This is a genomic window from Legionella brunensis, from assembly GCF_001467025.1.
In the GTDB taxonomy this organism is placed as follows: Bacteria; Pseudomonadota; Gammaproteobacteria; order Legionellales; family Legionellaceae; genus Tatlockia; species Tatlockia brunensis.
This window is the reverse complement of the sequence record NZ_LNXV01000004.1, coordinates 452,835-479,827: the sequence shown is the minus strand read 5'-3', so window position 1 is coordinate 479,827 and position 26,993 is coordinate 452,835. Positions and strand designations below refer to the sequence as shown.

The following is a 26,993-nucleotide window of genomic DNA, read 5'->3' as shown; positions in this document are numbered from 1 at the left end:
TAAGCTTAATAAATAAAAAAAGTTGCGCCCAGTGCATAAATGTCTGTTTCCTCACTGTAATGGCCTTTTTGCTCTATTTCAGGAGCCGTATACCCTATGGAGTATATTATTTCTTCTCTTTTAGTATTTAAAAAAGATCGTTTTTTTCGAGATGCGCCAAAGTCAATGATAGTTGCTTTATTTTTGATGAAACAGTAAAAAATATTTCCTAGCTTAAGATCCTTATGGACGATACCTAAGTCCTTTACTTTTTTATATTCTTTTAATACTTGCAGGATGATTTCAATCCATTTATTAGCAGATAAAACGTAGTTGCCTGTCGATAGATCAGCCAATGAAATTCCGTCGGCAAGTTCCATTAAGAGATTAGCTTGATAAGCTGACCACCAAGTACCAGAACCACTGGCATGTTGTTTTTTCTGATTTTCAATAAATGAATTATCTTTAAGCACTTTTCGCTCAAGATAACCCAAAGCCAAGTCAACTTTTTGCAGCACAAGGTATTCATTGTGCTCTTTATCTGGAACTGCCAGTTTTAAAACAGCCCATACACCTGTTTTAATATTTTGTACTAATTTTACATAACCGAAGCCCCCTATGCCCAAATGAGTGTTTCGTTTGGCTCCATAATAGATGGCGTAATAATTTTCATCAAAAGCAATAATATCGTAGGGAGTGTTTAATTCATTCTTTTTAAATCTTTGTGCAAAAGGTGCTTTTTTTAATGTCTTCGTGGATGAGTTTTTACTACTTTCAATTTTCTCAATGACTTGAGTTAGCAGTTGGTTGTCTAATAGTTTACCATCTGGCGTGAGGTCTTCTACTCTTACTTTGAGTGGCACAGAAGGGAGAACGATTTCATAGATTGTTGAAGACGGCATTTAGAACTCCTGTAATATTATGAATTGTCCTTTCTTCTAGATACCCCTGAAAAGACTATAAAAATGAACTTTCCAGATCATTAATTGGATTAGCTAGCATAGCTTAAATCCTAGGTACTATCTCTAATTTCTGTAGCTTGAGCAGAATGTTTGTAGAAATGAAACAACAAATTTGAGATTTTGAATGAGCCGAGCCATACTTTAAGCGTCCACCTGATTGGGATTTAAAATGAAAAAAATCAAAACCTATTTGTATTTATTCTTTTTAATTCTCCCTTGGTATAGTAATACCCACTCTATGAACCTTCGGATTGGTACTATCTTCGACAATGCCCCTTTTGAAATAATTACCAATAAAGAAAGTGGCCAATTTATTGGTTTTGATATTGCCCTAATGGAGGAAATTTGTAAACGACTCAAAGCGACCTGTACTTTTAAGGGGGTGTATTTCGATGAACTTTTTAAATTAGTTGAGAATGGTGAAGTAGATTTAGCAATTGCAGCAATTATTATAACACCAGAAAGAAGGGAACAATTCTTATTTAGCCTTCCTTATAAGGAAAGTCATGTACAGTATATAACCCATCATAATGCTCCATTTCAAGATGTTGAGGATTTGAAGAACCAAAAAATCGGCATATACTTAAATTCCCCCACAGAAGATTTGGTAGTACAACAATTTGGAAATACTGTGCAGCTACAAACTTTTCGAACTTCTGCTCAAATGTTTGATGCGCTGAGTGCTCAAAAGGTCGATGCAATTATTACCAACCCCCCTCAGGCTATTTATTGGATGTCTAATGATTCAGGGGTATATAGATTACTGGGTGAGGTATATCCTATAGGTGAAGGTTACGGAATAATGACTCAGTTAGGTCGTGATGACTTAATTGCTCAAATTAATAATGTCTTAAATGATATGGAAAAGGATGGGACCTATCTTAGCATTTATAATTCGTTTTTTAGTGAATAAGCTGTTTAAGGTCACCGTTAGCATGACTCCCAACTAGGCAATACCTCCATTCACACCAATCGTTTGTGCAGTTATCCAGCCTGCTTCGTCACTGACTAAAAAAAGAGCTGCTTTGGCAATATCTTCAGGTTCTCCAATACGATTAAATGCGCTAAGCCCGGCCAGCTTTTGTATCATTTCAGGTGTTTTACCTTCGGTAAAAAGCTCGGTATTAGTAGCCCCTGGAAGAATGGTATTAACACGAATGCCTCTCTCCCCTACTTCTTTGGCAAACACGCGAGTAAGTTGTTCAACAGCTACTTTACTTGCTGAGTAACCACCATAAGTTGGCATTAACAATCGTGTAACGGTTGAGGAGATATTAAGAATGCTGCCCCTATCAGCTAAACGAGTTGCTGCTTCTTTAAGAGCAAAGAAAACGCCCTTCAAATTAATGCGTAAAAGCTTATCAAACTCTTCTTCGCTAGTGTCCTTGATTTGTTTATAAAGAACAATCCCTGCATTATTAATTAAAATATCCAATTTACCGTATTCATCAATTGCTGCATCGAATAATTTAGTTATATCAGCTGAACTGCCAACGTCAGCTTTGACGGCTATAGCCCTACCTTTAGCTGCTTTAATTTCATTAACAACCGTAGTGGCTGCAGAACTATTACTGGCATAATTAATTACTACAGAGGCGCCAGCGCCAGCCAAGTGTTTGGCAATAGACGCACCTATGCCTCGAGAAGACCCAGTGATCAATGCTACTTTATTATTTAAGGTACACATCAGTCTTTCCTTCTTCCCCTATCAGGAAATTAAAAATGAATAGGGAGAATTGTAGTATCAATGACTAAAAATAATTACTATAACGCATTTTATAACGATAAGGATATATGAATTATGTTTAGTGCAATTGTAGAACTGTTATCTAATGCTGTTGGAACATTTGATGATATTTTGCAAGACACTCCAGCCCACCAAATTGTTTTAGCTACCGCAGCACTTTATTTTCTTTACAATCAATATCACAATCCTTGGATAGCTCGGTCTTACCGTGCACGTCACAGCAAGACCTCTCAGCAACGTATTCTTGATGTAGTCTATGAGATGGCTAAAAATTTACCGTCTGTCCAGCAATATTTGGAGAAAAAACTCGATAAAGAACTTGAGTCCACTCGAAAAAAATTGGCTGAGCAACGAAAAGAAATGTCACTTCTGGATAAGATGCCTGAAAAAGGCCGCCCTATCATCGAGATTTTAAATGAGTTTGGTATTGATATAAAAGATTGTAGTTTTGATTTCCAGGCATTAAAGGATGGGGATAAAGCTAGAAAGTTTAGGGTAAATCAAGGTGATGGCCAGGATTCAGGGGCACTTTATGCTGTTCATCCTAAGGAACTTACGGAGTTACTCAAAGAAGTCTATGGTGAAACGGCTTTAAGTAATCCTATGCATGATAAATGGCCTCGTATCAATGCTATGCAAGCCGAAGTGATACAGTGGTGCCAAGAGTTGTTTCATGGATCAAAAGAAGGATATGGCCTCATAACTCACGGTGGAACGACGAGTATCATTGAAGCAATGGCAGCCTATGTGATTGAAGCTCGTGCCAGAGGTATTGAACACCCTGAAATTGTGGTGCCAGAAACGGCTCATGCAGCATTTAAAAAAGCAGCAGAACTTACTGGTGCAGTATTAGTAACGGTGCCTGTTGATCCTAAGACAGGCGCTGTTAGTGCTGCTACAATGAGTAAATATCTCTCTGGTAATACCGCTGTCATGGTAGGGTCTGCACCATCATTTATGAATGGAATTAATGATCCGATTGGTGAGCTTGGAAAATTAGCGCAGCAAAAAAAGATTCCTTTCCACGTTGATGCTTGTCTAGGTGGTTTTTTAACAGCTTACTTGGATACAGATGGTAATCCAATGGATTTTCGTGTACCTGGTGTAACATCTATTTCGGCTGATCTGCATAAGTACGGTTATTGCCCCAAAGGAACATCGGTTTGTTTATTTAGTAAAGACTCCCCTGCGTTGTCAGTTTATGCGGCATTGAACTGGTGTGGAGGGTTATATGCTACGCCCGGGATTCTAGATGGTTCAACCAGTGGTGCACGTGTTGCTGAGATCTATGCCACCTTGTCTTACTATGGACGACAAAAATATCAAGAAATTGCTGAAAACATTATAAAATTACGTCAAAGTTTACAAACAAAAGTAGCTGGATTAAGCCAACAAAAAAACATTAAACCTGGTGATATCTATGTGTATGGTGATCCAAAATGGTCAGTATTGGGATTTCGTAGTGATTCGTTAAACCCACATCTGATTGCTGATGAGTTAGATGCTCGTGGCTGGAAGTTAAATTTATTACAAAATCCCCCCGGATTTCATTTATGCATGACTCATGTACACACGCTAGTGGAGGGGTTTGAAGATAAATTTATTAAAGATCTTAATGAGGCTATTGCTACTGTAAAGAAATATCCTGCAAATAAAGAGCCTACTGGGAATGTGAAGACCTATGGTGCCGTTGGAATGATGCCTACTGCTGTACAGCGAGACGTATGCGTACAATATCAAAAGGAGCGCCTGCATTATAGAGCTGCAGCTACCAAATTAGGGATATTCACCACTGAGCCTGACACGAATAATTTAAAACAGGAAACAGATATAATTAATCAATATGAATCTGTAATGTAACTAGATTATAGCTAGCCAAAGCACACATCAAAGTAATTTGGCTAGCTATAAGTACAATCACTTTAGTTTATGATTAGCAAAAATTTGTATTATTTGAAGCAAGAGTTCTGCTCAGCTATCTAAATGAACAAGACACATGATATAAAGATTACGTAACGTGAATTCAGCAAATCTGAATAAATTTATTTGGTTTGCAGTAGTGAGTTTTAAGGATTTGTTTGGTCTGATTGGTTTTGATCCAATGTTTCATTCTCTTCTTCTTTAGTTGTTGCCTTATCAATAAGATTTCTGTAATTTTCTCGCCAGAAATTATTTTTATTCACACTACCAGGTAAGCTTTTAGTACTTTGTTTTCGTGTTGTCCATTGTTGTTGCCACTCTTTTTCTTCCCAGAAAGGATCGACAACCTCTAACACATAACCATTGGGTGTTGAAGTTGCTTTGACAAATTTAAACGTTTGTTGGGCTACCTCGTTTAATTTATCGCCAAATTCGTGGGCAAGCTTATAACACCTCCGTAGTTCTGTTAATGTAACTCCTTTTTCAAAAGGATCTGGTGCTCTTGCGGAAATTCTGGCGAGATCATAGGACTTTTTATCCAAGCCTACAACAAAAAATAAGGGAGTTATTGGTTGACCATTCTGTTGTTTCTTATAATTCTCCAGCACTAAGGCATTTAGAAGATATTTAAAATGATCATACTGCCCCATAGTTTGTCTTTTATCAAAAACCTCCATACTGTAATCATAATCTTCTGAATTATAGGCTTTCATACCAGAAAGGGCATTGATAGCCTCGCATATTTCTAAATAATTAAAATTACCAAAGCCATAGACAACAACCTCCTTGCTTTCGCCACAAATAGCTTTTACGGATTCCTCATCAACAGTTTTCATATGGATTAGTCGCTATGAGAACACTACAACTATATTATAGATTAAATTATGAACATCACTGACAATTGCGCTTTCTGCGCTAATTTAGTACCGTAAGCTTTTCTTAAAAAAGTAAGGACTTGATACAAAATGCAGAACATGACCAACAAAATAGTCTTGATTACTGGTGCATCAAGTGGCATTGGTGAGGCATGTGCTCGGCTTTTTGCATCAAACGGAGCAAAATTGATTCTCTGTGCCCGTAGACAGGATCGTATTGAGTCTCTGGCAAAAGAATTAAAATCTTTGTATGGTACAACCAGCTTGCCCCTGCAACTCGACGTTAGAGTTAGGGAAAATGTTGAATCGACTTTAGGCTCCCTTCCTGGGGAATGGCAATTTATTCATGTATTAATTAACAATGCGGGACTTGCCTTATCAAGTGACCCTATTCAGAAAGGTTCATTTGAAAACTGGGACACGATGATTGATACCAATGTTAAAGGATTATTGTACGTAAGCCGCACTTTATTGCCAGGCATGATACAGCGTAATCAAGGGCATATCATAAATATTGGTTCTATTGCTGGTCAGGAGTGTTATCCGGCTGGAAATGTATATTGTGCTACCAAACATGCTGTTAGGGCGATAACAAAATCAATGCGTTTAGATTTATTGGGTACACCCATTCGAATTACCGAAATTGCTCCAGGGGCAGTGGAAACAGAGTTTAGCGAAGTAAGGTGGGGAAATAAGGAAAAGGCAAAGGCATTTTATCAAGACTTCAATCCTTTATTAGCGGCAGATATTGCTGATGCTGCTTATTATTGTGCTACGAGGCCTGGACATATGGATATCGCTGAAATGACTATTATGCCTACTGTACAGGCTTCAGCAAATCATATTCATAGAGGGGACAAATGAGTTTGCAAAAAAACTCATTTGTGTTTATTGGTTTAGCCTTTTGATTGAACAGCTTGCTGTTGTACTTGTTTGATTTGTTGTTGAAGATCATTTTGTATTTGTTTCATTTGATTCTGAGTTTGCGAGTTTACTGTTTGAATTTGTTGCTGTAGCTGAGTTTGCATCTGCTTCATTTGTGTTTGAAGTTGGGTGCTTAAGTTATTAATTTGCTGCTGTTGCTGTGCTTGCAGTTGTTTTAATTGAGTTTGTATTTGCGTATTTAATTGTTGTATCTGTTGATCGGTAGAACCTGATAATTGGGCGGTTGGTGGTGCTGCATAAGCATTTATAAAAACAATGAAAGAGAGACTAAAAAGTCCAATTTTTTTGTTCATAGCTAACTCCCTTGATTATAGAAGAAAAATTCTAGCATCTACTTTAAAGGTTTTTACTATGAATGCAAAGTTAGATAACTGAAAGAATTACATTTTAGAAGTAATGGTTGATAATTGATCTACAACATGTTAAATTATTGAGCAGTTTCACTTATTTGATTTGCCTTACTCATGTTTTTAAAAGAGACTAAAGCTGATACTACTATGAACCCTCAAGAGTTCGTAAATTATACGAGTTTCATTAATCAGACTTGTAAAGAACTGTTTAGAATCACTGGAGTAAATCATTTCAGCTATGTTGAGATGAACGATAACGGCCAATTTTTTTGGCTTGGTAGTGATGGTAAATATTTAGAGGAATGTATTGATAGTCAATTGGTCAATACCGCTCCTTTAAGCATCCTTAAAACCTATCCCAAGACGGGTTTCTATATTATTGATGTTTATCAGGAAGAATATAAACAACATAGTTTACCGGTTTTTCAAATGCTTAATCGCTTTGATTATGGTCATTCATTTCGGATATTGAAAGTTGATGAAAACCAAACTGTGAAGCTATTTTCTTTTGATGCGCCAATCGAAAAAAATGATATTAATCACATGTACTTAAATAATTTGGAAACCTTTAAAAAATTTAATAATTATTTTGAGGACAGGATTACTTTCATTCGTGAAGACCTACAGAAAAGCCACATTCTAGAAACACAGCTTTCAGAGTTTATTGATTTATTTAATGTCTCTTTGAAGCAAAAAGATCTAGTTAATCAAGCGCTTTCTACGGATTTTTACCCCTCAGAGACTAAAATCCAGCTTACTCCTCGTGAAAAAGAAATATTATTCTGGTACATCCGAGGTAAAACCTCGGATGAAACAGCTAAATTGCTTAATATATCGCGACGCACTATTGAAAGGCACTTTGAAAATTTACGTGATAAATTCGGTTGCTATTCAAAAAACCAAATAGCACTCAAAGTAATGAACTTGTTCGACACTAATGCGTGGGTTTAAGAATCAGAGGCTAATTATTTGCAAAAAGCATTAAACTTTTGAGGAGTGCATAATTTGTGTTGTAAAATTGCTGCGCAAATAAAATCCACGAGGAAGTGTTAAAACCTTATTCCCTTCTTCGTCAAAACCATAACAGAGAGATTTAGCGTTTGCTGCTTTAGGCCGGACTTGTAAATATTGACCAAATTTTGCATTAATTTCTTCTAAACGGCCACTACTTATCATGAAGACCAACTCCTGCCAATCATTCGCAAGAATGCGTTCGTCGGCTTCAGATGGAGACCATAAAAAACCACGCCCTATTCGGCGTTGCTCAAAGGGAATTTCTCGAGCGCCCTCAATAGGTATCCAAAGTACTCGCTTTAATTTAGCGTAGCATTGTGAAGTTAGCCATTGTTGTTGATGAATGGTAAGCAAAGGAATACTGGTAACAAAGGTGGATTCGGCTGATTTGCCATGATTATTGAGTGGTAAAGTTTTTAGCTCAATTCCAAGATCTGAGAAGTCAGGAAGAGACTTGGTTCCTGCTGTAGTTCCAAGTGCGAGTTCTATTGCAAGTCCTGTCCAGCCTTTACGTTTGGAGTTTTCGGGAATATTGATTTGTAATAAAGCTGCTAATTGTAAAAAACTTAAACCCTCAATGATGGCACAGCGCTCTAAAAGTTCAGATTCATTCTTCAATTGCTTTTTGGGCAATAATTGAGCCATATTCATTCTCTTTCAATTCTACACTGATAGGAGGAATAGGAGCTTTCACTCCCGCTGCTTTAAACTGCGCAGTAATAGCAAATAATACTTTTGAGCGGATTTCGAAGCGCGTATACAATTGCACATTGATAAAGTAACGTATCTCAAATTCGATAAGTGCGTCATCAATTTGTTTTAAAAATACCTGGGGCGGAGGATCAGCGACAATCTCAGGAATAATCGCCAACACATCAAAAATTATTTGTTGAATCATCACTGGATCATCAGCACGACTTACCTTAATGGGAACTACAGTTCGAACAATACTGTCTTGGTGAGTCCAATTCGTAAATGGTTTATTAAAGGTTTCAGCATTTGGGATCAATACTTCCATGTTGTCCCATGACGATACGCGCATAGAGCGAATACCAATATGAGCAACTCGCCCTTCATAGTTACCTAGGGTAATTAAATCCCCTACTCTCACGGGGCGTTCGATTAGTAACATGAGTCCGCCAACAACGTTAGAAGCAAAGTCACGTAGACCAAATCCCATGCCTACAGCAAGTCCACCTATAACCATTGACATGCCACTGAAATCTAAGCCTAAAACGCGTAAGGTTATAAAACCACCAATTAAAATAACGGCATATTGTGTAAATACTGATAAGCTATTGCGAATACCTGCATCTCTCACGTCACGATAAAGCCAGCGATAACCAAATTCTCTTGTCCACTTGGCCGCCCAGATAAACACTGAAAGCAAGATGAGAAACTCAATAATACTAATCGAGGTTATATAAACCCCCGATATATTGACCAAAGGATACTCACCAAATGTTAGAAGGTTGGTGATAACTGCTGAATCTGAATGCAAACCAAACAGTTGACCTAAAACGAACAAGCTAAAAATTAGTAGTAAAACACGGAAAATTTTATCCAGGGGCTTTAAGAAAACCTCGATCCACAGCCAGCCATTACGCATAGAGGAAATCATCCATTCGGATAAGAGCTCTAAAGCGTCAACAAGCAACCCTCGCGTCAACACGTAACTTGTAATAATAAGTAAAATTTGAACTTCATAGCGACTCATCGTCCATGCCAAATTAATATAGCCAATTTGACCAATAATCGCTGTGGTAAATAAAGTTAATGGAATTAATACGACTAATAGCATGACCGCGTTGCGGAAATAACGCTTTTTTGTTTTCAGTAAGGGATGTAATAAATGAGTAATAACCTCTTTACTTTTCCAGCCAACAATAGATACCGCCAGCAAAAATAGCATGAATAAACGATTAAAAATGTCTTGCAGAAGCATTGATAGTGGTAGTAGGTGGCTAATTACCATTAGTGCTGTAGTCCAGCCTCCAGCTAATAACAGCCATTTAAGACGATAATATAAACGAACATCAGTGCCTGATGAGTCACTTACCCTCTCAAGTAAAACAAGACGAGCTATTAAAATGAGAACTCGGAAGATGAGCCAGACAAAAACTAAATTTAAAAGTAATTGGTAATTAGAAAAAAGAATATGGTTGGAATAGAGCAATATCAGAATAGACGCCATCATAGCTATATGAGGAATATTGCGACTTAATAAAACTAAAGCACCGTCATAGAGGTGACCTGACAATCGAGACCGTTCTTTATCATGAGTCAATCGTTTTAGTAACTTGTGCAAACCATAAGCACTAAGGATGATAATTCCCAGTATTCCCCAAAGCAGGGTCGCAGGGAAGAAGTCTTGCCATAGATAGTTATCCTTAACTTTTAATGTCAATGACTTTAGATAATTATAAAATTGTGTAGGAATATGAATTAATTGTTCAAAAATAACCGGCCAGCTATCCAGGCGATACTCTGACAAACTTTGCCTTACAGATAGTTGTTTTTTTAATTCTTCTTGATGATTTTCCAAGTCCTCTTGCAAGGTTTGTTGTTGGATTGCAATACCCTCTATTCTTGCATTAACTATTCGCAAAAGTGCTGTAAATTGCTGTTTTAAATTCTCATTAGGCAAGTGTGTTTGCTCTTCAGTTAGCATTAGGACCATTTTCTTAAGAGACAGTTCCATCTCCGATAATTGGCTGATGGCATCTCTATAAGTTTCGGTAATCTTTTGCAGTGTTCTTATATTAGGATCTTTTAGTAATAAGTAATCAGCTTTAACCAGTTTTTTTTGTAAGTCCAGCTCAGAAATTTTATATTGAGTTAAATTAATAACCTGGTTATTTAAAAGTAATCTGGCTTCGGCAATATATATCGAAGGAAACCCACTGTCTGATTTAATTTCTTGCTGCAACTTGATGGTATTTTCATATAAGCGGTCGAGTGATTTATGGAATTTATCTTCTTGACTGCGTAGCTTTTGTAATTGCTCTTGCATCAGGGCTTTGGAATGCCATAAGTCTAATTGCTGTTTTTGTTGAGTCAAAGCATCCTGATAACGATTTGCTAATGCTAAATCTTCATTGATTAATTCAATAGTCTTTTTATTGACATCATTGAGTGTATTAATTTTACCAATTCGTTCTTGAGAGTTATTTTGAGTTGATTGCGATAAAGGGGTTTGCTGTAGACGCTTTAATCGTTGTATAAAATCCTGTTGCAACTGTTTCTGATTAGCTAGAAAACTTTCGAGGCTGGTAATTCTGGCATGATTAAGTGCGGCCATCGCATCGTTTTCTTGTCTTAGTTTGAGATAAGCCACCTCATCAACGGGGGATGCTGTTAATTTTATTTCATTGATAGCAAGAGTTAATTTAATTTTTTCTTGAACAAGATATTCTATTAGCCGATTGGCAGCACTATCTGGAGTTTTGGCAAAGCCTAAGCTTAATGGAAGCCAGGCAATAACCAAACCAAGGAGAAAATACCAGTATCTCACTGAGAGTATACTGGCTTTAGAGTGTTTATTTTGTTGCTGTGGGTGCAAGACGAATACCTAACTCATTAAGCTGCGTATTACCAACAGACGTGGGTGCATTAGTCAAAAGACAAGATGCAGACTGTGTTTTGGGGAACGCAATAACATCACGAATTGAGCTGGAATAAGTTAACAGCATTGCTAATCGGTCAATACCTAATGCAATGCCTCCATGGGGGGGACAACCATACTCCAACGCATCTAGTAAAAATCCAAATTTCTCATTGGCTTCCTGCTCACCAATACCCAATAAATCAAATACGGTCTGTTGTAATTTGGGTTGATGGATACGAATGGAACCACCACCAATTTCATAGCCGTTAATAACGATGTCATAAGCTCTGGCAAGGGTTTCGGTTGGGTTTTGCCTTAAAGCTTCAGCCGATAATTCTTGCGGTGATGTAAATGGATGGTGCATTGACTGTAATTGTTTTGTTTTAATATCTATTTCAAACATTGGCCAATTGACAACCCATAATAAACGCCAGCCCTTCTCTACCAAATTGTTATCATGCCCTAATTTTACTCTTAAGGCTCCCATCGACTCATTGACGATTTGTGCATGTGCTGCACCAAAGAAAATGACATCGCCTGTTTTAGCTTCAACACGCTCAAGAATGGCACGGACACAATCTTCGGAAAGGAATTTAAGAATTGGGGATTGTAAGCCCTGCATGCCTTGATCGATATCGTTAACTTTAATGTAAGCCAAGCCTTTAGCGCCGTAGATACCTACAAAAAGACCATAATCATCCAGTGCCTTGCGACTTAATGCACACCCATTAGGCAGTTTTAGAGCTACAACCCTTCCCTCAGGATTAGCAGCTGCTGTGGCAAACACGTTAAAGTCACAATCTTTCACTAAGTCAGCAACATCGACTAACTCCAAAGGAATACGTAAATCCGGCTTATCGCTACCAAAGCGACGCATGGCTTCAGCATAGGTCATTTTGGGTAGTTTCTCAGGTAATTCAACTTGTAAAATTTCTTTGAAAACCTTCTTTAACATGCCTTCAATAAGATGTTGAATGTGCGTTTCGTTAATAAAACTCATTTCAATATCAAGCTGAGTAAACTCAGGTTGCCTATCTGCACGCAAATCCTCATCTCTAAAGCAGCGTACAACTTGATAATATTTGTCGAAGCCTGACATCATCAACAATTGCTTGAATAACTGAGGAGATTGAGGCAGCGCATAAAACTGTCCAGGATGAACCCGTGAAGGTACTAAATAGTCTCTTGCGCCTTCTGGCGTTGCTTTTGTGAGCATGGGGGTTTCGATATCAAGAAATCCTTGTGAATTTAGATATTCTCGTATAGACCTGATTAAATTATGACGAAGTGACAAATTGTATTGCATGTCAGGACGTCTTAAATCCAAGTAGCGATAGCGATAACGTAAATCTTCATTAATGGTTTGATGTTCATCTGGTAAAAATGGTGGAGTTTTAGATTGGTTTAGTATCACTAGCTCTGTGCCAAGGACCTCAATGCGGCCTGTGGCCATTTTGTCGTTGATCATTCCCTCTGGGCGATTCCGAACTGTACCGGTTATTTGTACTACATACTCATGTCGCAATTTTTCAGCAATAGCAAATACAGTGGCAAACTCAGGTTCATAAACAACTTGTACTAATCCTGAGCGATCACGGATATCTAAAAAGATAACACCACCATGATCTCGGCGATTATGAACCCAACCACAAACATTAACTGATTGTCCAATCATTGATTCATGAATACTAGTGCAGTAATGTGATCTCATAAGGCCGCCTGTTTTAGATAATTAAATTTTTGAATTCTGGAGTTGTAGTTACTGGCTGCATAACTCCAAGTGAAATGATAAATTTCAATGCCTCATCCACTGTCATTGGAACTTCAATGGCCTCTTGTTTAGAAATCATCATCAAGAAACCCGATGTGGGATTAGGTGTTGTCGGTACAAAAAGCGAAAGCATCTCTTCACCAGTATGCTCTGAAATCACTGAACCATTTGTATTACCTGTCAGGAAAGCAATACTCCATATCCCCTTTCGTGGGTATTCTATTAATAAGACTTTGCGAAAGGCTTGGCTATTTGTTGCAAATAATGCATTAATAACCTGCTTGACTGCATTGTAGATTGAGCGAACCAAGGGGATTTTGGCGAGTATCTTTTCTCCCAAATTAACCAAGCGCTGCCCCAAATAATTCGTTGCAATAAGTCCTGTCACCAAGATAATGACAAGGGAAAGAATCACCCCTAAGCCTGGAACATGGAAACCCAATAACTTATCAGGATGATAGGCGTTAGGGAGCAATGACATCGTCTTATCAAGCATCTCAACAATAAAACGCAAGACAATAAAAGTCACAACAATGGGTAACCAAACTACCAAACCTGCAAAGAGGTAGCGGCGAAAAACTTTAGATTTCAATCTTTATCACCTTTTTTTTCTGGTTTGGCAGAGGTTGAATCTGCAGGTTTGGCTTCTGCTGTTTTTGTACCTGTTTTATTTTCTTTATTCTTAAAGTCAGTGACGTACCACCCTGTGCCTTTTAATTGGAAGCCAGCTGCAGAAACTAGACGTACGGCAGCATTCTCAAAACACTTTGGGCATTGTTTTGTTGGCGCATCACTAATTTTTTGCATCAAATCGAAATGATGATGGCAATTTTTACATTCATATTCATAAATTGGCATCAACTAATCTCCATAAATTGACCATTCACGCTATTTTTTAGCTTTTTTAGAAATAGTATTGAATTATAGCTAACAAGATGATTCTGAACAATGCATTATGTCGTTTTAACCAATCGCGAAGGGGACTTTTATTAATTGACTAAATTCATAATAAAGCAAAAGTACTTATTAAATGATCACCTGTTACCATAATGCCAAAAAGTTATCCATTAAGTCAACTTGATTAATTAAATATCATCTTTGGTTCTACGCACAAGTTAAGTAATAGGAAGAAGAATTTTTATTATTCATTATGTGAGATGGTAATAATCCCCTACTCCATTAGTTATAAGACATAGAATTTGACGTACATCAACAAGTTGTTTAAAATTAGAACCATTTTATCAATTTATGGCAATATCTATATGCGAATGAAAATAGTATCAGATCAAGTGACTTCAGAGCAAAAAAGCACAAAAAAAGTTACCCTTTATACCGTGACCAAAGCAATTAAATCTTTAACAACGTTTGCCGATATGCAGTATAGAGAAATTGAAAATTTTTATCGTTATGATGATAGAGGCTATGTTTTTTACAACCCCATGAATGTCCCAGCTAATTTACCTGGAGGAGTTAGTCGAGGGAATTGGGCGCTGCAAATTAATGCTTTCGTCTTAGCGAGAGAGGTTTACTTTAACTTAGTCCAAACTAACAAGAATTTACCCGCTACATTGAAAAGCATTAAGGGGACGCTAGATAAATTACAATTTGAAAAAGACTCCGACCTTCGAGCTAATAAAATTAGTAGGGATGCTTGTCCTCTTGAAGATCGATTCTATCCTGCCTATCAAGAATTCTCTCAAAATATTGAGGAAATTCTTACTAACCTCGACAAAATTCAAACTGCCTCACCTGGCTATGAACAAGAAATTATATCTGCCTTAACTCAGCATGCTCGTTATCTAATTATAGAAGGAAAGATGACTCCAGAGGATTTTCAATCTGCTTTAGATGCGTACAAAAAGGAAGAGACGAAAGACGAGTATGAAAATAATGCAATTAATTTTGATTACTTTTATCAAATGAACAATTTATTTTCTATTCATGGTGCGTTAATAATTGATTTACAAACAAATGGTAAGGTTAAATCTGTTTCCGAAATAATCCCTAAAGATTCGCAAGTCAATAAATTAGTGAATTATTTGAAAAAATTAAATCAAGAACATGTTGAGCTCTTTTTTGAAGTTTTTGGTGATGTCTATTTTCAAGAAGTCCTCTACCCCAAAGCACAGCACTCACTTCAGTCTGAGGTCAACATTAAAGATGAACCAACAAGATGGAACATGTTTCAATTTTGGTCTCAAGAGCAAAAAGATCATTATCAAAACATGACTGCGGTACGAGAGGAGATTCAACGACGTAACTCCATGTAACCAAAGATTTAATAGACAGCTTGTTATTAGATCCTGAACTTTACTCAGTTTATTACCCCATAAAAGGAAGAATGGGGTATAAGTTTCCCTTGAAAAGGTACTGTGGCAAGTAATGGCATAGGCATTTTTTGTGATAGTGTGGTAATGTTCTCATTTAAAACCAGCATATTTTTATCAAGGCAATTAGCCACCCAACCCACATAAGGGATTTTATGGTTTTGGAGCACTGATGCAGTTAGTAACGCATGGTTAATGCAACCTAGTTTCATGCCGACCACCAGGATAGTTGGGATTCTGGTTAATCTCAGAAAGTCTAGCCAAGTTTCCTCCTCGTTCAATGGAACTAACAATCCTCCCGCCCCTTCAATAAGAAGACAATCGAGATTTTTATATTGTTCATGCTGACAAAATGCCGCAATTTCTTTTACAGACAGAGAACAACCCTCTTCTTTTGCTGCAAGATGAGGTGATATAGGGGAGCGAAATTGCCAACAGTTAACAGTGTAGTCTGAGTTTAAATTATATTGTTGCAAATGGTTTACATCTTCGCTGAGTAACTGCCCGTTTATCTCAATGCAGCCACTTGCAACAGGCTTAATAGCCAAGATTTTCTTCTCAAAATTTTTTAAATAATCAAGCAATTGGCAAGTTACATACGTTTTTCCGCAATCGGTATCGGTGCCTGTAATAAAAAAAGGTTTCATTTTAACAAACTCTCTAAAATGGTTAAAAACTCTTCCTTATGAGACAAGAAAGGCATATGTGCCGCTTTAGAAAACATAATGTAATTAAAAGAGGGGTAATTTTTTTGCATTACAGCCATGGTTGCTCTAGGAGTAATTGCATCAAGCCGACCAAATAAATAAGTCGTTGGTTTTTTAAAGTGGTATAACTGTTCTCGCAGATCCCAATCAGCAAGAATTGTTAAACCAGCTTCTAAACTGACTGGATCAGGTAATATTTGATCGCGATATTCATAATTTTGATTTTGTAATTGTAATCCAACAAATTCAGAAATAGTTTGTTGCGGATTAGTGACCAGATTTCTTAGGAAATTATCAAAAACCAATGGCTCAACCCCGGGCCAGTTCTCTTCTTTAATGAATCGCGGTGACGATGCTACATTAAATAAATGAGTGGTTCGCTCTGGTATTTCAAGGGCTAATCGTGAAGCAAACAACCCGCCCATAGACCAGCCAACTACTGCAAAATGCGCGGGTAAGTGTTTCAGTAGATCGGTTTTAAAATGTGGCCAATCCATCAGTGGACTAAGTCCAAATCCTGGAAGGTCGACCAAATAGAGTGTATATTTTTGCTCGAGAGCATCAACTAAGTTAAGCCATACTTTGTGATCAAAGCCCCATCCATGTAAAAATACGAGCGCTTTACCCTGCCCTCTTACCTTAATATTCAGATTCATAAATTTGATGCAACTCGGAAAATAAAATATCAATATCTTCAGGTTCATGATGATAATTTAAAATGACCCGAAGACCTGTGTTTTTTTTGCTCACCGTGGGCTCGCGCATTGCTTGACAAAAAATTCCCCGCCTCTTTAATTGCTCAGTATAGTTTAAGGCCTTATGAGGACAAGCCAACTGCAATTGCTGAATAGGGGTTATAGAATGACGCCATTTTAATGGCGATAATGCTATTGCTTTATGAAAATAATCTATTAACTGAAAAAGTTTATCTCTTCTATCGTTGGACTCTTTGATCACAGTTAAGGTCTCTAGTAAGCCGTGGGCAATCGCAGGACTGACAGCTGTTGAATAAATATGTGATCTTGCAGATTGTAATAAAGCATCAATCCAAATATCTTGGCCTACGACTATAGCTCCTTGACAACCAAAAGCCTTTCCGAAAGGAATAATACGCAGGGGTATCTCATTTTGAGTTAATTGATAATAAGGGACAGCCCCCATGCCCTGTGGGCCGAAAACACCAAAAGCATGGGCTTCATCAACAATAATTTTAGCCTGAGTGCCATTACATATAGACATCATATCTGATAAAGGAGCTACCTCACCGCTCATACTAAACACCCCTTCGGTAAGAATGATTGGGTTTGTGCTAGAATGGGGTAATTTAAGTTGCAAGTCGTTTAGGTCATTGTGTAAAAAGCGAGTGTAATGAGCATCATTAAGTTGTATACCATCGTAGAAAGAAGCATGGATCCCTTTATCAATATAAAGATGGATTCCTATGCGAGCAAGTAATGAAACGACACCCAAATTGGCGGTATATCCAGACGAAAATAATAAAGCATCATCTGTTTCTAAAGCTCGTGAAAAAGCTATTTCCAATGCTTTATGGGTAGGATGGTAACCACAAACAACCATGGAACCACCACTACCGCAGGGGTAATTATTAAATCCTTGCTGAAAAGCTTTTTTGATACGCTCGTCTTGAGTAAGTGATAAATAATCATTTGAGCTGAAATTTAATAAATTCTCAGAACTACTTGTCAATAATTGCCGCTGACGGTGAAGCCCCTTTGCTTGAAGTTGCTTGGAGTAATTGACCAGTATTTCCCCTATCATGCTTCTTCAAATGCCTTTAAACCTAATTTTTGAAACAGTTGATAATCTTTATCTTGTTTAGGATTGTCTTCCGTTAACAATTTATTACCAATAAAAATGGAGTTTGCGCCGGCAAAATAACACAGAGCTTGTAGCTCATCACTCATTTCGGTTCTACCTGCGGTCAAGCGAATTACACTTTTAGGCATTAAAATTCGTGCTGTTGCAATGGTTCGGACTAATTCTATTCCTTCGACCTGGGGAGAGTTGGCCAGAGGAGTACCTTCAACTGGGATTAAGCGATTGATAGGAACACTTTCAGGAGGTGTTTCCATATTGGCTAAGGTGAGTAAGAATTCTATTCTATCCTCGCGGGTTTCTCCTAAACCTAAAATACCACCGCAACATACACCGATACCAGCTTGACGCACATGCTCTATTGTTTGTAATCGATCGTTAAAAGTTCTGGTTGTTGCTACTTTATTGTAATAGCTGGGTGAGGTATCAATATTGTGATTATAGTAATCCAGTCCTGCATCTTTCAGTGTTTTGGCTTGGTCGGAAGTGAGCATCCCTAAGGTCATGCAGGTTTCTAATCCCATTTCCTTTACCCCGGCAATCATTTCTTGCAGCTGAGGCATTACCTTATCAGGGGGACACCGCCAGGCTGCCCCCATGCAGAAGCGTTTTGCCCCATTTTCTTTAGCTTCTTGTGCTTTGGCTAGTACTTGTTCAACAGACATCAATTTTTCTTTTTCCACATGGGTTTTATGATGACCGCTTTGTGAGCAATAGCCGCAATCTTCTGGGCATGCCCCTGTCTTAATGCTTAATAGTTTTGCAAGTTGCACGACATTTTGAGGGTGATTTTCCTTATGAACACAGTGTGCCTCATGAATTAGATCATTAAAAGATTGTTCATAAATTGTAGTAATTTCACTAAGAGTCCACTGCCGACTAGTATTCACTTTTTCCCCTTGCTTATTCTGTGGTGTACATCTTCCGCTCAACGTGCCAAACATGATAAAGTCACTGCATTTATTGTCAACCTAAAAATAAGGTTATGGTTAACATTCAGCAAGTTATTGAAAAAGATTTAAAGCATATTTGGCATCCATGTAGTCAAATGAAAGATTTTCAGACGTTTCCTCCCCTAGTAATAAATTCTGCACAAGGTAGTTATTTATATACGGATAAAGGGCCGCTTATTGATGGTTTATCGAGTTGGTGGTGTAAATCGTTAGGACATGGCCATCCAGCTATTCTTGCAGCGATTAAAGAGCAGTTAGAATCGTTTGAGCATATCATTGGGGCTAATACAACGCACCCTGTATTAGCCGAATTGGGAGAGAAGCTGGCAGGCATTAGTAAAAATCAACATGTCTTTTTTGCAAGTGATGGCTCTAGTGCTGTTGAAATAGCCATGAAACTTACCCTTCATGCTGCTCAGTTAAAAGGACAAGCTCATAAGACAGAGTTTATTGCTTTGCAAAATGCTTATCATGGAGAAACACTTGGGACGTTAAGTGTCAGTGATTTAGGCATTTTCAAAAAACCTTACGAAGGTTACGGAGTAACTTGCCATTTTCTTGACTGTATTCCTTATGTTGATAATCAATGCGACCCGCTATGGTCAAATGCCGATCTGTACTGGCAAAAAACATTAACCCAGCTCGAAAAAATAAAAGAAAATGCCTGTGCAATCATCGTTGAGCCTATTGTGCAGGGAGCTGGGGGGATGCTTTGTTATAGTGCTGATTTTTTAAAAAAATTAGCTAATTGGGCAAAAGAAAATGACATCTACTTTATCGCTGATGAAATCATGACTGGTTTAGGGCGCACCGGGAAATGGCTTGCTTGTGAACATGCGAATGTTAATGCGGATTTGATTTGCTTATCTAAAGGATTAACTGCTGGCACATTGCCTCTAAGCTGTGTGTTAATTAAAGATGAAATTTATGAACTTTTTTATGATGATTATGAAAAGGGAAAATCTTTTCTTCACTCACACACCTATAGCGGGAATGCTTTGGCTCTAAGTGCGGCCCTGGCCACAATAAAGGTTATGGAAACCGAAAATATCAATGAACAAGCAACGAATCTTGGTTATTTCATGCAATCTTTATTGCATGAAATTGCATCAATCACAGGACATATAAGTCGCGTCAGGGGAATAGGTGCAATAGCAGCGGCTGATTTAGTGGAAGTAGAGAACCAGCGCATGGGTTATCAGCTATACATGGAAGCAGTGAATAGAGGCGCATTGATAAGGCCTTTGGGCAAAACTTTATATTGGTTACCTCCTTTAAATGCTAAAACTGAAACTATTGAGAAATTGGCAGAAATTACCCTAAACTCTATAAAAGCAATCTATAGCTAAATTTATTTAATGAAGAAAACTGTCCATAATAGCTTATCCATTGTATGGATGCTTCTTACTCTTATGTTTCTTATGATTGCAATTTATTATGAGCGAGCGAGTTATCAGGTAGAGAAACAAAAAGAGGTGCAGATTCTAGTTAATAATACCAGAAGCAAAATTGATAATTTGATAGAAAATGTCTTGAGTTCGGCTTATTCTCTGCCCTTATATGGACATGAATTTAATGATTGCCAGCACGAATTATTACCTCGTCTAAGAAGCATCTCATTTAACTCTCCTTTTATTTCAGGGGTTGTGATCAGTAATATCAATAATCAAATTATCTGTTCTACCTTGGGAAAAGAGTATCTTCTTCCTCCTCCTGCGAAAATTTACCCGACACTTTTTGGACCTCTTAAAATTGACAATTTAAGACAAGATGCTTTTTTGCTGCAACAAAAATTGGGAGAATATTATCTGGGTCTTTATTTAACTACTAATATTATTAAAAATGCATTAACTCCCACTTCTTCTGAAATTTCTTTCGCAGGACTTTATAATAAAAAATCAAAGAAATACGTAATGGAGGCCGGAAATAATCCTGATATTTTCCATCAAAGAGTGCCTGCCTATCAAGCTGAAGCTCAGCTAGAGTATGTAGATGATTTTAAAATTGTATTCGCTGCCGATCAAAAACAATTCAAGATAGGTTTTCTCTATCATATTCTAATAGCTGCACTGGCTGTGCTTGTAATTTCTTTTTTCTTGTATTTTAGAACCAGGAGCATCGTTAGTAAGCGCTATTCTTTAACGTATGCCTTAAGCATGGCAATTAAAAAAAACAATTTTCAGCCCGTGTATCAACCAATCATGGATTGTACTCAAAATAAATATTGCGGTGCTGAAATTCTCTTGCGTTGGCAGATGGGTAAAAATGAAGTAATGCCTGAATCCTTTATTGAGGAGGCTGAACAATCAGGCCTGATTGTTCCTATAACATTGCAAGTGCTAAAAAAAGCATTTAAAGAAATTCATCAATTCCTCAATACGAATCCTGAGTTCCATCTTGCTGTTAATCTTTCAGCAAGTCATTTCCATGATAAAAACTTTTTCATTGAATTTTATAGCTTATGTGAGCATTATGAAATTAAGCCTCAACAAATTATGCTTGAATTAACTGAAAGGGAGTTGCTAGATCAAAATAATAAAAAACTTGTTGCACGGATGTATGAGTTACGGGAAAAAGGATATTCTTTAGCAATTGACGATTTTGGTACGGGTCATGCGAGCATAAAGTATTTACAACATTTCCCTTTTGACTATTTAAAAATTGATAAAATTTTTATCCATGCAATTGGCACAGGAGCAATTACAGAAAACCTTAATCAAGCCATTATTCATATGGGAAATTCTTTAAAGCTGGAAATTATTGCAGAAGGCGTTGAAACCAAAGAACAATTTATGTTTTTACGCCAATCTCAGGTAAGATTTATGCAAGGCTGGTTTTTTGAAAAAGCAGTACCCTATGAGCATTTAATACGAATAATCGACGGGATTGAACATGAAGAATAAATTATTGGCAATTGTTTTTAGTGGATGTTTTTTCTTATCACAATCTTCTAGTGGAGTAACAGTAGTCGATACAACTTATTGGAAATGTACGGCTCATGATGAAGAAAATAAAATGTGGGTTGGGCATAGTGATTATCAATTGACTTCATTAAATAGAGCGATGGAGGCTTGTAAGAAGCAAAGCCAAGCTCCCTCAACTTGTAAGACTTCAAAAGCAGATTGTGAGGCTATTGTGAATGGTATGACCACTCGTCCAATGTGGCGTTGCATTGCTCTGGATTTAGCCGCGATTCCTTGGTCCAGTAATATCTACGATCGTGCTGATGATGCCGCATTGGGTGCCAAATCCTACTGCCAAGCTAATAGTGCGCTGCCTGAAACTTGTTATGTTTATTTATTCACCTGTCGAAATTTAAATATGCGGAAATTGTAATGTATTGTGTTGGGTTAACTGGAAATATTGCCAGCGGCAAATCCACGGTAGCTACCTTCTTTAAGGACAATGGGATAACAGTAATTAGTGCAGATGAAGTTTCTCGGGAGCTAACTGCTCCCAATCTACCAGCATATGAAGCTATCCATCTTCATTTTGGAAACTCAGTTATTAAATCGCCGGGGGAACTCGATCGTTCCAAACTGCGGCAAATAATTTTTACTAATCCTAATGAAAGAGTATGGCTAGAGCAATTATTACACCCTCTTATTAGAGAGCATATTATTCATCTATTAAGTGTTAGTAAAAGCCCATACACGGTGGTTGAAATCCCTTTGTTAAAAGATCGCTCGATTTATCCCTACTTAAATAGAGTATTAGTGGTGTTAGCTGATCCTGAAGAGCAAATCAGGCGAGTTATGGCTAGAGATAAGAGCTCCCGGGAGCATGCGCAAGCAATTTTGACTACACAACCGAGCAATTTAATGCGACAAAAGATAGCCGACGATATTGTTTTAAACAATGGCTCATTAGTTGACTTAAGAGAGAAAATTGCACAGTTGCACGAGAAATATTTACATTTAGCCGCTCAAAATGCAGATTAGAGCTGTAAGTTTTTAATTTTCCTGAAATTTTTGTATTATAGCTGTTTCATGATACACTGAGTTAAGACGCGGCTAAGGACAGCAAATTTTATATGCTCGATGATACAATCACTTTTCAATTAGCAACACATTACTTACCTAAAATTGCGCTGCGGCTAGAGTACCTCTATCAAACAATCAAAGAAGGCTCTGATGAAGCTCATCCTGTTATTCATCATTATGCTTTGAAAAATGTGATTGAAATTATTAAATTAATTGAAAAGCCAGAGTTGAAAAGCCGCTTTTTAAAAGAGTTAATGCGCATTGAGCACGCTTTAATCAAAACAAATACTGTCATCTCAGAGACTTTGCACAGAGAGCTATACAATCAAATTCAAATCTTAACTCATGTCGTTGGCCGGTTTGGTGGAGATATCCACAATAATCCTTTCCTGCAATCAATTCGAATTACACAATCAACTCACAGCAATGATTGTGAAATGTATTCTCCCCAACTTTTATTGTGGCTAGAGTCTGCTCCTGCACTTCGCCAGGCTGATTTGACAAATTGGCTGAAAAATCTAAAGGCTTTGCATTCAACGGTTGAGCTTTATCTATCTTTATTACGTGATAGCGCAGAGTTTGACAAAATTGATATGTTTAACGGTTTTTATCAACGCCCATTGCCACCTAAGACTTCCTGCCATCTTATTTTGTTAAGAATTGAGAAGTCATTTGGAATTGTCCCCCGAATGCAGTTGTGTCATTATGGATTGAGTCTGCGGTTATGCGAAATAGGTACTATGCGCGAAGTGCGTGAAACCAATGCCAAACTGGATCTGGCTATTTGCCAATTATAGCTTTGCTGTTCAGCTAGATTCTGTCCTCTTTTTGTTGTATTTTCTGTGAATGATTAATTCTCACATAGGGTCTGTTTACATTCCCTAATATTCTAAGAAAATTTATGAGGTATTTTCCTTGTCCTCCAGAAACAACGGCGCATTATACGCCGCACTATCAGGGCTTTTTTTTGGCTTAATTGGTTATTTTGGCGTTAGTGTCATGAATGCTAATATCTCTGTCAATAACATGTTGTTTTGGCGCTTTTTGGTTTCTAGCCTATTTATGTGTGTTCTTTTAATACCCCATCTAAAGACACTGCAATTGGATGGGAAAGAGCTCGCTAAAATAACCTTTTACGGGGCAGCCTTCTATGGTAGTTGTTCTATTTTTTACTTCGTAGCTACTCAATACATTGGTTCTGGATTGGCAATGGTAATATTTTTTACCTACCCTTCCATTGTTTTGTTGATAAATTTTGCATTTTTTGGGCAAAAAATAAGCAAAGCCTATTACCTGGCGCTGATAGTAATTTTTATTGGTATGTTACTATTGATGAGTGGAAGCAAATTTAATTTTAATCTGATGGGGATTAGTTTAAGTTTATTATCAGCTGTTTTGTACGCCCTATACTTAATATTCAGTAAAACAAGCACTGTCCCGGCTCTCTTATCTACCCTTTTTGTTTCTATAGGTGCCATGCTTGTTTCTTTAGTCGCAGCCTGCATTGAAAAAACATTCGTGATGCCAACTCGTTTTGATACCTGGTTCAATATTTGTGGCATAGGCATTATTTGTACTGCTTTGCCCATAGTCTTACTTTTAAAGGGACTAAAACACATTACATCATTACAAGCATCGATCTTGTCAGTTTTAGAACCAGTTTTTGTTGTTATTTTCGGTATCCTGCTTTTAGGTGAAAAAATTACTCCTATCCAGGGGGTAGGAGTAAGTGTTCTTCTTGGAGGGGCTTTACTTTCTTTATTAAGTTATCGTTTTGATGGCAAGATCACTAATTAGACTGTCGGATTCTTGTTTGGTCAGAAATTTAAAGACTTCAATGGATGACGATAATGTGTAGTTAGTAGGAGAGATGTCGGAGTCAATTTTTCCAGAAGATATGATGTACGATACAATTTTTCATTTAAATAATGAGGGTATGAAAATTAGGACTAAGTTATTTGCAAAACGATTTTGTAAAGAAACAAATTACTGTAAGAAGCTAGTTGCTTAAGGTATTGTCGAGTAATTGTGTTAACCTAGTTCAAGTTTCTATTTTTATGTAAATTATTTTGTATATATCTGTCTAGGAATTTTATGAGTGCATTTAAAAGCAATCTGTCCCTTCTGCTTAAAATAGCATTTCCCTTAGCATTCACTGGCTTATTACAGTCCTCCACTTTTTTTTTTGAAACACTTTTTCTTGCCCGTTTAGGAGCAGAAACCTTAGCTGCAGGAGCATTAGTAAGTTGGCTTTTTGGTACGTTTGTTGTAATCCTGTTTGGTATTTTAAGTGCCATTAATATTTTGATAGCACATAAATATGGCGCCAATGATCATCGAGGTATCTCCTTTGTTGTTCGAGATGGTTTTTGGTTAGCGCTTATTCTTGTAGTGCCTGCATTTATACTCTTCTGGAATATGTCATCTTTTTTCTTACTAGTTGGGCAGAGTCCTGATGTTGTTAGACTTGCTGAGTCTTATTTGCACGCCTTGACTTGGGGGCTTTTACCAAATTTTATTATGATAGCCTTACTTGAGGTAATTATAGGATTAGGACATGCTCGTGTTATTTTAAAGTTTACAATCTTCTCGGTGCTATTAAATGTCCTGGTCAGTTTTATATTAATTTTTGGTAAATTTGGTTTCCCTGCTTTAGGTATTGCTGGTGCTGGCTGGGGAATGACAGTCAGTTATTGGATTACTGCAATTATCTTATGTATCTATTTATCACGAAATAAAACCTACAATTGCTTTTTTAACCAGCTATTTACTTTTACAAAGCCTGTTTTTCTTTTCGAACTATTTCGAGTGGGTGCCCCCATGGGGCTGATGTATTGTGTAGAAGTAGCCTTCTTTTTTGCCTTAACCGTAGTGATGGGTTTGTTAGGCAGTCAGGAAATGGCTGCTAATCAAATTGCACTACAATATCTTGGTACTTTAATGTCTGTAATTTTTGCGATCGCTCAAGCAATTACTGTTCGAATGGGGCATTTGTTGGGTAGTGGTGATATAGAGTCTTCTAAAAAGACGGCTTACGCAGGGGTCGGAATCGCATTTTCATTTATGTTCCTCGTTGCTATTGGGTATTGGTTTTTTCCAAAAATTTTAATTTCAGTTGATTTTAATATTCACAAACCAGAAAACTTTCAAATAACCAGTTTTGCTATTCAGTTTTTGGCGATAAACGCACTATTTCAAATTTTTGAAGCCATGAGAATTTCCCTCTTTGGTGCGCTACGCAGCTTAAAAGACACACATTTTACTTTATTTGTTTCAATCGTTAGTTTTTGGGTAATAGCGTTGCCGCTTGGTTATTTATTGGCAACCCGTTTAAAGCTTGGCGGTACTGGCTTATGGTGGGGGATGGTATTGGGTGCTATTAGCAGCGTATTGTTATTATATTGGCGATTTCAGTACAAACTAAACCATTATCCTGTTGAACAGTCAATTATAAATGTTTAATCCTCTCGCGCCTTGGGTAATCCTTAGCTGGCAACGGACATGGATAAATTGAACTATAATTCAAGTAGTGCGATCTTTTTTAGGAGCACCACTCATGCTAAGCCCGTCAATTAGAAAATATATGAACAGCCATGATGTTACATATAAGACAATCAGCCATCCTAGAGCATATACAGCCTCACAATGTGCTCAAGCAGCACATATTAAAGGAAACTATTTTGCTAAATCTATTGTGGTCAAATTGGATGGTAAATTTGTACTTGTAGCAATTCCTGCGAATATGCGATTAGATTTAAATCTATTAGAAAAAGAAACTCACGCAAAACATGCAGAAATTGCTAAGGAATTTGAATTTCAAGACAAATTCAAAGAATGCGAAATTGGAGCTATACCACTTTTTGGTGAACTTTATGGTATGGATGTCTATCTTGCAGATAGTCTTGCGCATAAAGAATGGTTAGTATTTAATGCTGGTAATCATAATCAACTTCTAAAAATTAAAAGTGAAGATTTTTTAAATTTAGTGCATCCAAAAACTTTATCTCAATGTTAGAA

The 26,993-nt window shown here is 37.3% G+C and carries 26 protein-coding genes; 13 read left to right on the top strand and 13 right to left on the bottom strand.

Features of this window, described 5'->3' with window-relative positions:
• Window positions 1–5: 5 nt before the first annotated feature.
• The gene (locus tag Lbru_RS03790; protein WP_058440840.1) at window positions 6–881 is read right to left on the bottom strand and encodes a protein kinase domain-containing protein; all 876 of its coding nucleotides are present in this window, start codon (window positions 879–881) and stop codon (window positions 6–8) included.
• Window positions 882–1,110: 229 nt separating this feature from the next.
• On the opposite strand from Lbru_RS03790, the gene Lbru_RS03785 reads away from it, so the two are divergent.
• Window positions 1,111–1,854: a transporter substrate-binding domain-containing protein gene (locus Lbru_RS03785; protein ID WP_058440839.1), complete on the top strand. Its 744-nt coding sequence runs from the start codon at window positions 1,111–1,113 to the stop codon at window positions 1,852–1,854.
• Between the two features lie 33 nt (window positions 1,855–1,887).
• On the opposite strand, the gene Lbru_RS03780 is transcribed toward Lbru_RS03785, so the two are convergent.
• Window positions 1,888–2,628, bottom strand: a complete 741-nt coding sequence (locus Lbru_RS03780) for an SDR family oxidoreductase (protein ID WP_058440838.1) — start codon at window positions 2,626–2,628, stop codon at window positions 1,888–1,890.
• A 114-nt stretch (window positions 2,629–2,742) separates the two neighbouring features.
• Here Lbru_RS03780 and Lbru_RS03775 point away from each other — a divergent pair, with 114 nt between their 5' ends.
• Window positions 2,743–4,548 carry a pyridoxal phosphate-dependent decarboxylase family protein gene (locus Lbru_RS03775; RefSeq protein WP_058440837.1) on the top strand — a complete coding sequence of 602 codons (1,806 nt, stop codon included), beginning with the start codon at window positions 2,743–2,745 and terminating at the stop codon, window positions 4,546–4,548.
• Window positions 4,549–4,754: 206 nt separating this feature from the next.
• Here the strand turns inward: Lbru_RS03775 and Lbru_RS03770 are convergent, their stop codons facing one another.
• The gene (locus Lbru_RS03770; RefSeq protein ID WP_058440836.1) at window positions 4,755–5,444 is read right to left on the bottom strand and encodes a hypothetical protein; all 690 of its coding nucleotides are present in this window, start codon (window positions 5,442–5,444) and stop codon (window positions 4,755–4,757) included.
• 129 nt (window positions 5,445–5,573) lie between these two features.
• On the opposite strand from Lbru_RS03770, the gene Lbru_RS03765 reads away from it, so the two are divergent.
• The gene (locus Lbru_RS03765; protein ID WP_058440835.1) at window positions 5,574–6,347 is read left to right on the top strand and encodes an SDR family NAD(P)-dependent oxidoreductase; all 774 of its coding nucleotides are present in this window, start codon (window positions 5,574–5,576) and stop codon (window positions 6,345–6,347) included.
• 32 nt (window positions 6,348–6,379) lie between these two features.
• Here Lbru_RS03765 and Lbru_RS03760 read toward each other — a convergent pair whose 3' ends face one another.
• On the bottom strand, window positions 6,380–6,721 hold the full coding sequence (locus tag Lbru_RS03760) for a hypothetical protein (protein WP_083500809.1): 342 nt from the start codon (window positions 6,719–6,721) through the stop codon (window positions 6,380–6,382).
• A gap of 171 nt (window positions 6,722–6,892) precedes the next feature.
• Here Lbru_RS03760 and Lbru_RS03755 point away from each other — a divergent pair, with 171 nt between their 5' ends.
• On the top strand, window positions 6,893–7,729 hold the full coding sequence (locus Lbru_RS03755) for a helix-turn-helix transcriptional regulator (RefSeq protein WP_058440834.1): 837 nt from the start codon (window positions 6,893–6,895) through the stop codon (window positions 7,727–7,729).
• Window positions 7,730–7,759: 30 nt separating this feature from the next.
• Here the strand turns inward: Lbru_RS03755 and mutH are convergent, their stop codons facing one another.
• The 5 genes from mutH to Lbru_RS03730 are packed head-to-tail and all read right to left on the bottom strand — an operon-like array spanning window position 7,760 to window position 14,028.
• Window positions 7,760–8,437, bottom strand: a complete 678-nt coding sequence (mutH, locus tag Lbru_RS03750) for a DNA mismatch repair endonuclease MutH (RefSeq protein WP_058440833.1) — start codon at window positions 8,435–8,437, stop codon at window positions 7,760–7,762.
• The gene (locus Lbru_RS03745) at window positions 8,400–11,354 is read right to left on the bottom strand and encodes a mechanosensitive ion channel domain-containing protein (RefSeq protein WP_058440832.1); all 2,955 of its coding nucleotides are present in this window, start codon (window positions 11,352–11,354) and stop codon (window positions 8,400–8,402) included. Before Lbru_RS03745 ends, mutH begins: the two co-directional genes overlap by 38 nt.
• Window positions 11,332–13,110 (bottom strand): aspartate--tRNA ligase, encoded by a 1,779-nt coding sequence (gene aspS, locus Lbru_RS03740; protein ID WP_058440831.1) that lies wholly within the window; start codon window positions 13,108–13,110, stop codon window positions 11,332–11,334. The genes Lbru_RS03745 and aspS overlap by 23 nt, the downstream gene beginning before the upstream one ends.
• 13 nt (window positions 13,111–13,123) lie before the next feature.
• Window positions 13,124–13,762, bottom strand: coding sequence for a DUF502 domain-containing protein (locus Lbru_RS03735; protein ID WP_058440830.1), 639 nt, complete (start codon window positions 13,760–13,762; stop codon window positions 13,124–13,126).
• Window positions 13,759–14,028 carry an FmdB family zinc ribbon protein gene (locus tag Lbru_RS03730; protein ID WP_058440829.1) on the bottom strand — a complete coding sequence of 90 codons (270 nt, stop codon included), beginning with the start codon at window positions 14,026–14,028 and terminating at the stop codon, window positions 13,759–13,761. Before Lbru_RS03730 ends, Lbru_RS03735 begins: the two co-directional genes overlap by 4 nt.
• 404 nt (window positions 14,029–14,432) lie before the next feature.
• On the opposite strand from Lbru_RS03730, the gene Lbru_RS03725 reads away from it, so the two are divergent.
• Window positions 14,433–15,440, top strand: coding sequence for a hypothetical protein (locus Lbru_RS03725; RefSeq protein WP_058440828.1), 1,008 nt, complete (start codon window positions 14,433–14,435; stop codon window positions 15,438–15,440).
• Window positions 15,441–15,484: 44 nt separating this feature from the next.
• Here Lbru_RS03725 and bioD read toward each other — a convergent pair whose 3' ends face one another.
• From bioD to bioB, 4 genes are read right to left on the bottom strand one after another with little or no spacing between them, the layout of a single operon-like run.
• Complete coding sequence (bioD, locus tag Lbru_RS03720; protein ID WP_058440827.1) at window positions 15,485–16,144, bottom strand: dethiobiotin synthase; 660 nt, start codon at window positions 16,142–16,144, stop codon at window positions 15,485–15,487.
• Window positions 16,141–16,860, bottom strand: a complete 720-nt coding sequence (locus Lbru_RS03715; protein ID WP_058440826.1) for an alpha/beta fold hydrolase — start codon at window positions 16,858–16,860, stop codon at window positions 16,141–16,143. The genes bioD and Lbru_RS03715 overlap by 4 nt, the downstream gene beginning before the upstream one ends.
• Window positions 16,844–17,983: an aminotransferase class I/II-fold pyridoxal phosphate-dependent enzyme gene (locus tag Lbru_RS03710; RefSeq protein ID WP_058440825.1), complete on the bottom strand. Its 1,140-nt coding sequence runs from the start codon at window positions 17,981–17,983 to the stop codon at window positions 16,844–16,846. The genes Lbru_RS03715 and Lbru_RS03710 overlap by 17 nt, the downstream gene beginning before the upstream one ends.
• Entirely contained in the window at window positions 17,980–18,984 is a 1,005-nt protein-coding gene (bioB, locus tag Lbru_RS03705; protein ID WP_083500808.1) for a biotin synthase BioB, read from the bottom strand. Before bioB ends, Lbru_RS03710 begins: the two co-directional genes overlap by 4 nt.
• A gap of 41 nt (window positions 18,985–19,025) precedes the next feature.
• On the opposite strand from bioB, the gene bioA reads away from it, so the two are divergent.
• The 8 genes from bioA (at window position 19,026) to Lbru_RS03665 (ending at window position 26,991) form a co-directional block, all read left to right on the top strand.
• Complete coding sequence (gene bioA / locus Lbru_RS03700) at window positions 19,026–20,342, top strand: adenosylmethionine--8-amino-7-oxononanoate transaminase (protein WP_058440823.1); 1,317 nt, start codon at window positions 19,026–19,028, stop codon at window positions 20,340–20,342.
• Between the two features lie 63 nt (window positions 20,343–20,405).
• Window positions 20,406–21,896: an EAL domain-containing protein gene (locus Lbru_RS03695; RefSeq protein WP_162262384.1), complete on the top strand. Its 1,491-nt coding sequence runs from the start codon at window positions 20,406–20,408 to the stop codon at window positions 21,894–21,896.
• Window positions 21,886–22,329 (top strand): hypothetical protein, encoded by a 444-nt coding sequence (locus tag Lbru_RS03690; protein WP_058440821.1) that lies wholly within the window; start codon window positions 21,886–21,888, stop codon window positions 22,327–22,329. Before Lbru_RS03695 ends, Lbru_RS03690 begins: the two co-directional genes overlap by 11 nt.
• Window positions 22,329–22,934: a dephospho-CoA kinase gene (gene coaE / locus Lbru_RS03685; RefSeq protein ID WP_058440820.1), complete on the top strand. Its 606-nt coding sequence runs from the start codon at window positions 22,329–22,331 to the stop codon at window positions 22,932–22,934. The genes Lbru_RS03690 and coaE overlap by 1 nt, the downstream gene beginning before the upstream one ends.
• A gap of 92 nt (window positions 22,935–23,026) precedes the next feature.
• The gene (gene zapD / locus Lbru_RS03680) at window positions 23,027–23,773 is read left to right on the top strand and encodes a cell division protein ZapD (protein WP_058440819.1); all 747 of its coding nucleotides are present in this window, start codon (window positions 23,027–23,029) and stop codon (window positions 23,771–23,773) included.
• Between the two features lie 118 nt (window positions 23,774–23,891).
• Window positions 23,892–24,773: a DMT family transporter gene (locus tag Lbru_RS03675; RefSeq protein ID WP_065235415.1), complete on the top strand. Its 882-nt coding sequence runs from the start codon at window positions 23,892–23,894 to the stop codon at window positions 24,771–24,773.
• A gap of 297 nt (window positions 24,774–25,070) precedes the next feature.
• Window positions 25,071–26,438 carry an MATE family efflux transporter gene (locus Lbru_RS03670; protein WP_058440817.1) on the top strand — a complete coding sequence of 456 codons (1,368 nt, stop codon included), beginning with the start codon at window positions 25,071–25,073 and terminating at the stop codon, window positions 26,436–26,438.
• Window positions 26,439–26,532: 94 nt separating this feature from the next.
• Window positions 26,533–26,991 (top strand): aminoacyl-tRNA deacylase, encoded by a 459-nt coding sequence (locus tag Lbru_RS03665; protein WP_058440816.1) that lies wholly within the window; start codon window positions 26,533–26,535, stop codon window positions 26,989–26,991.
• Window positions 26,992–26,993 lie beyond the last annotated feature (2 nt).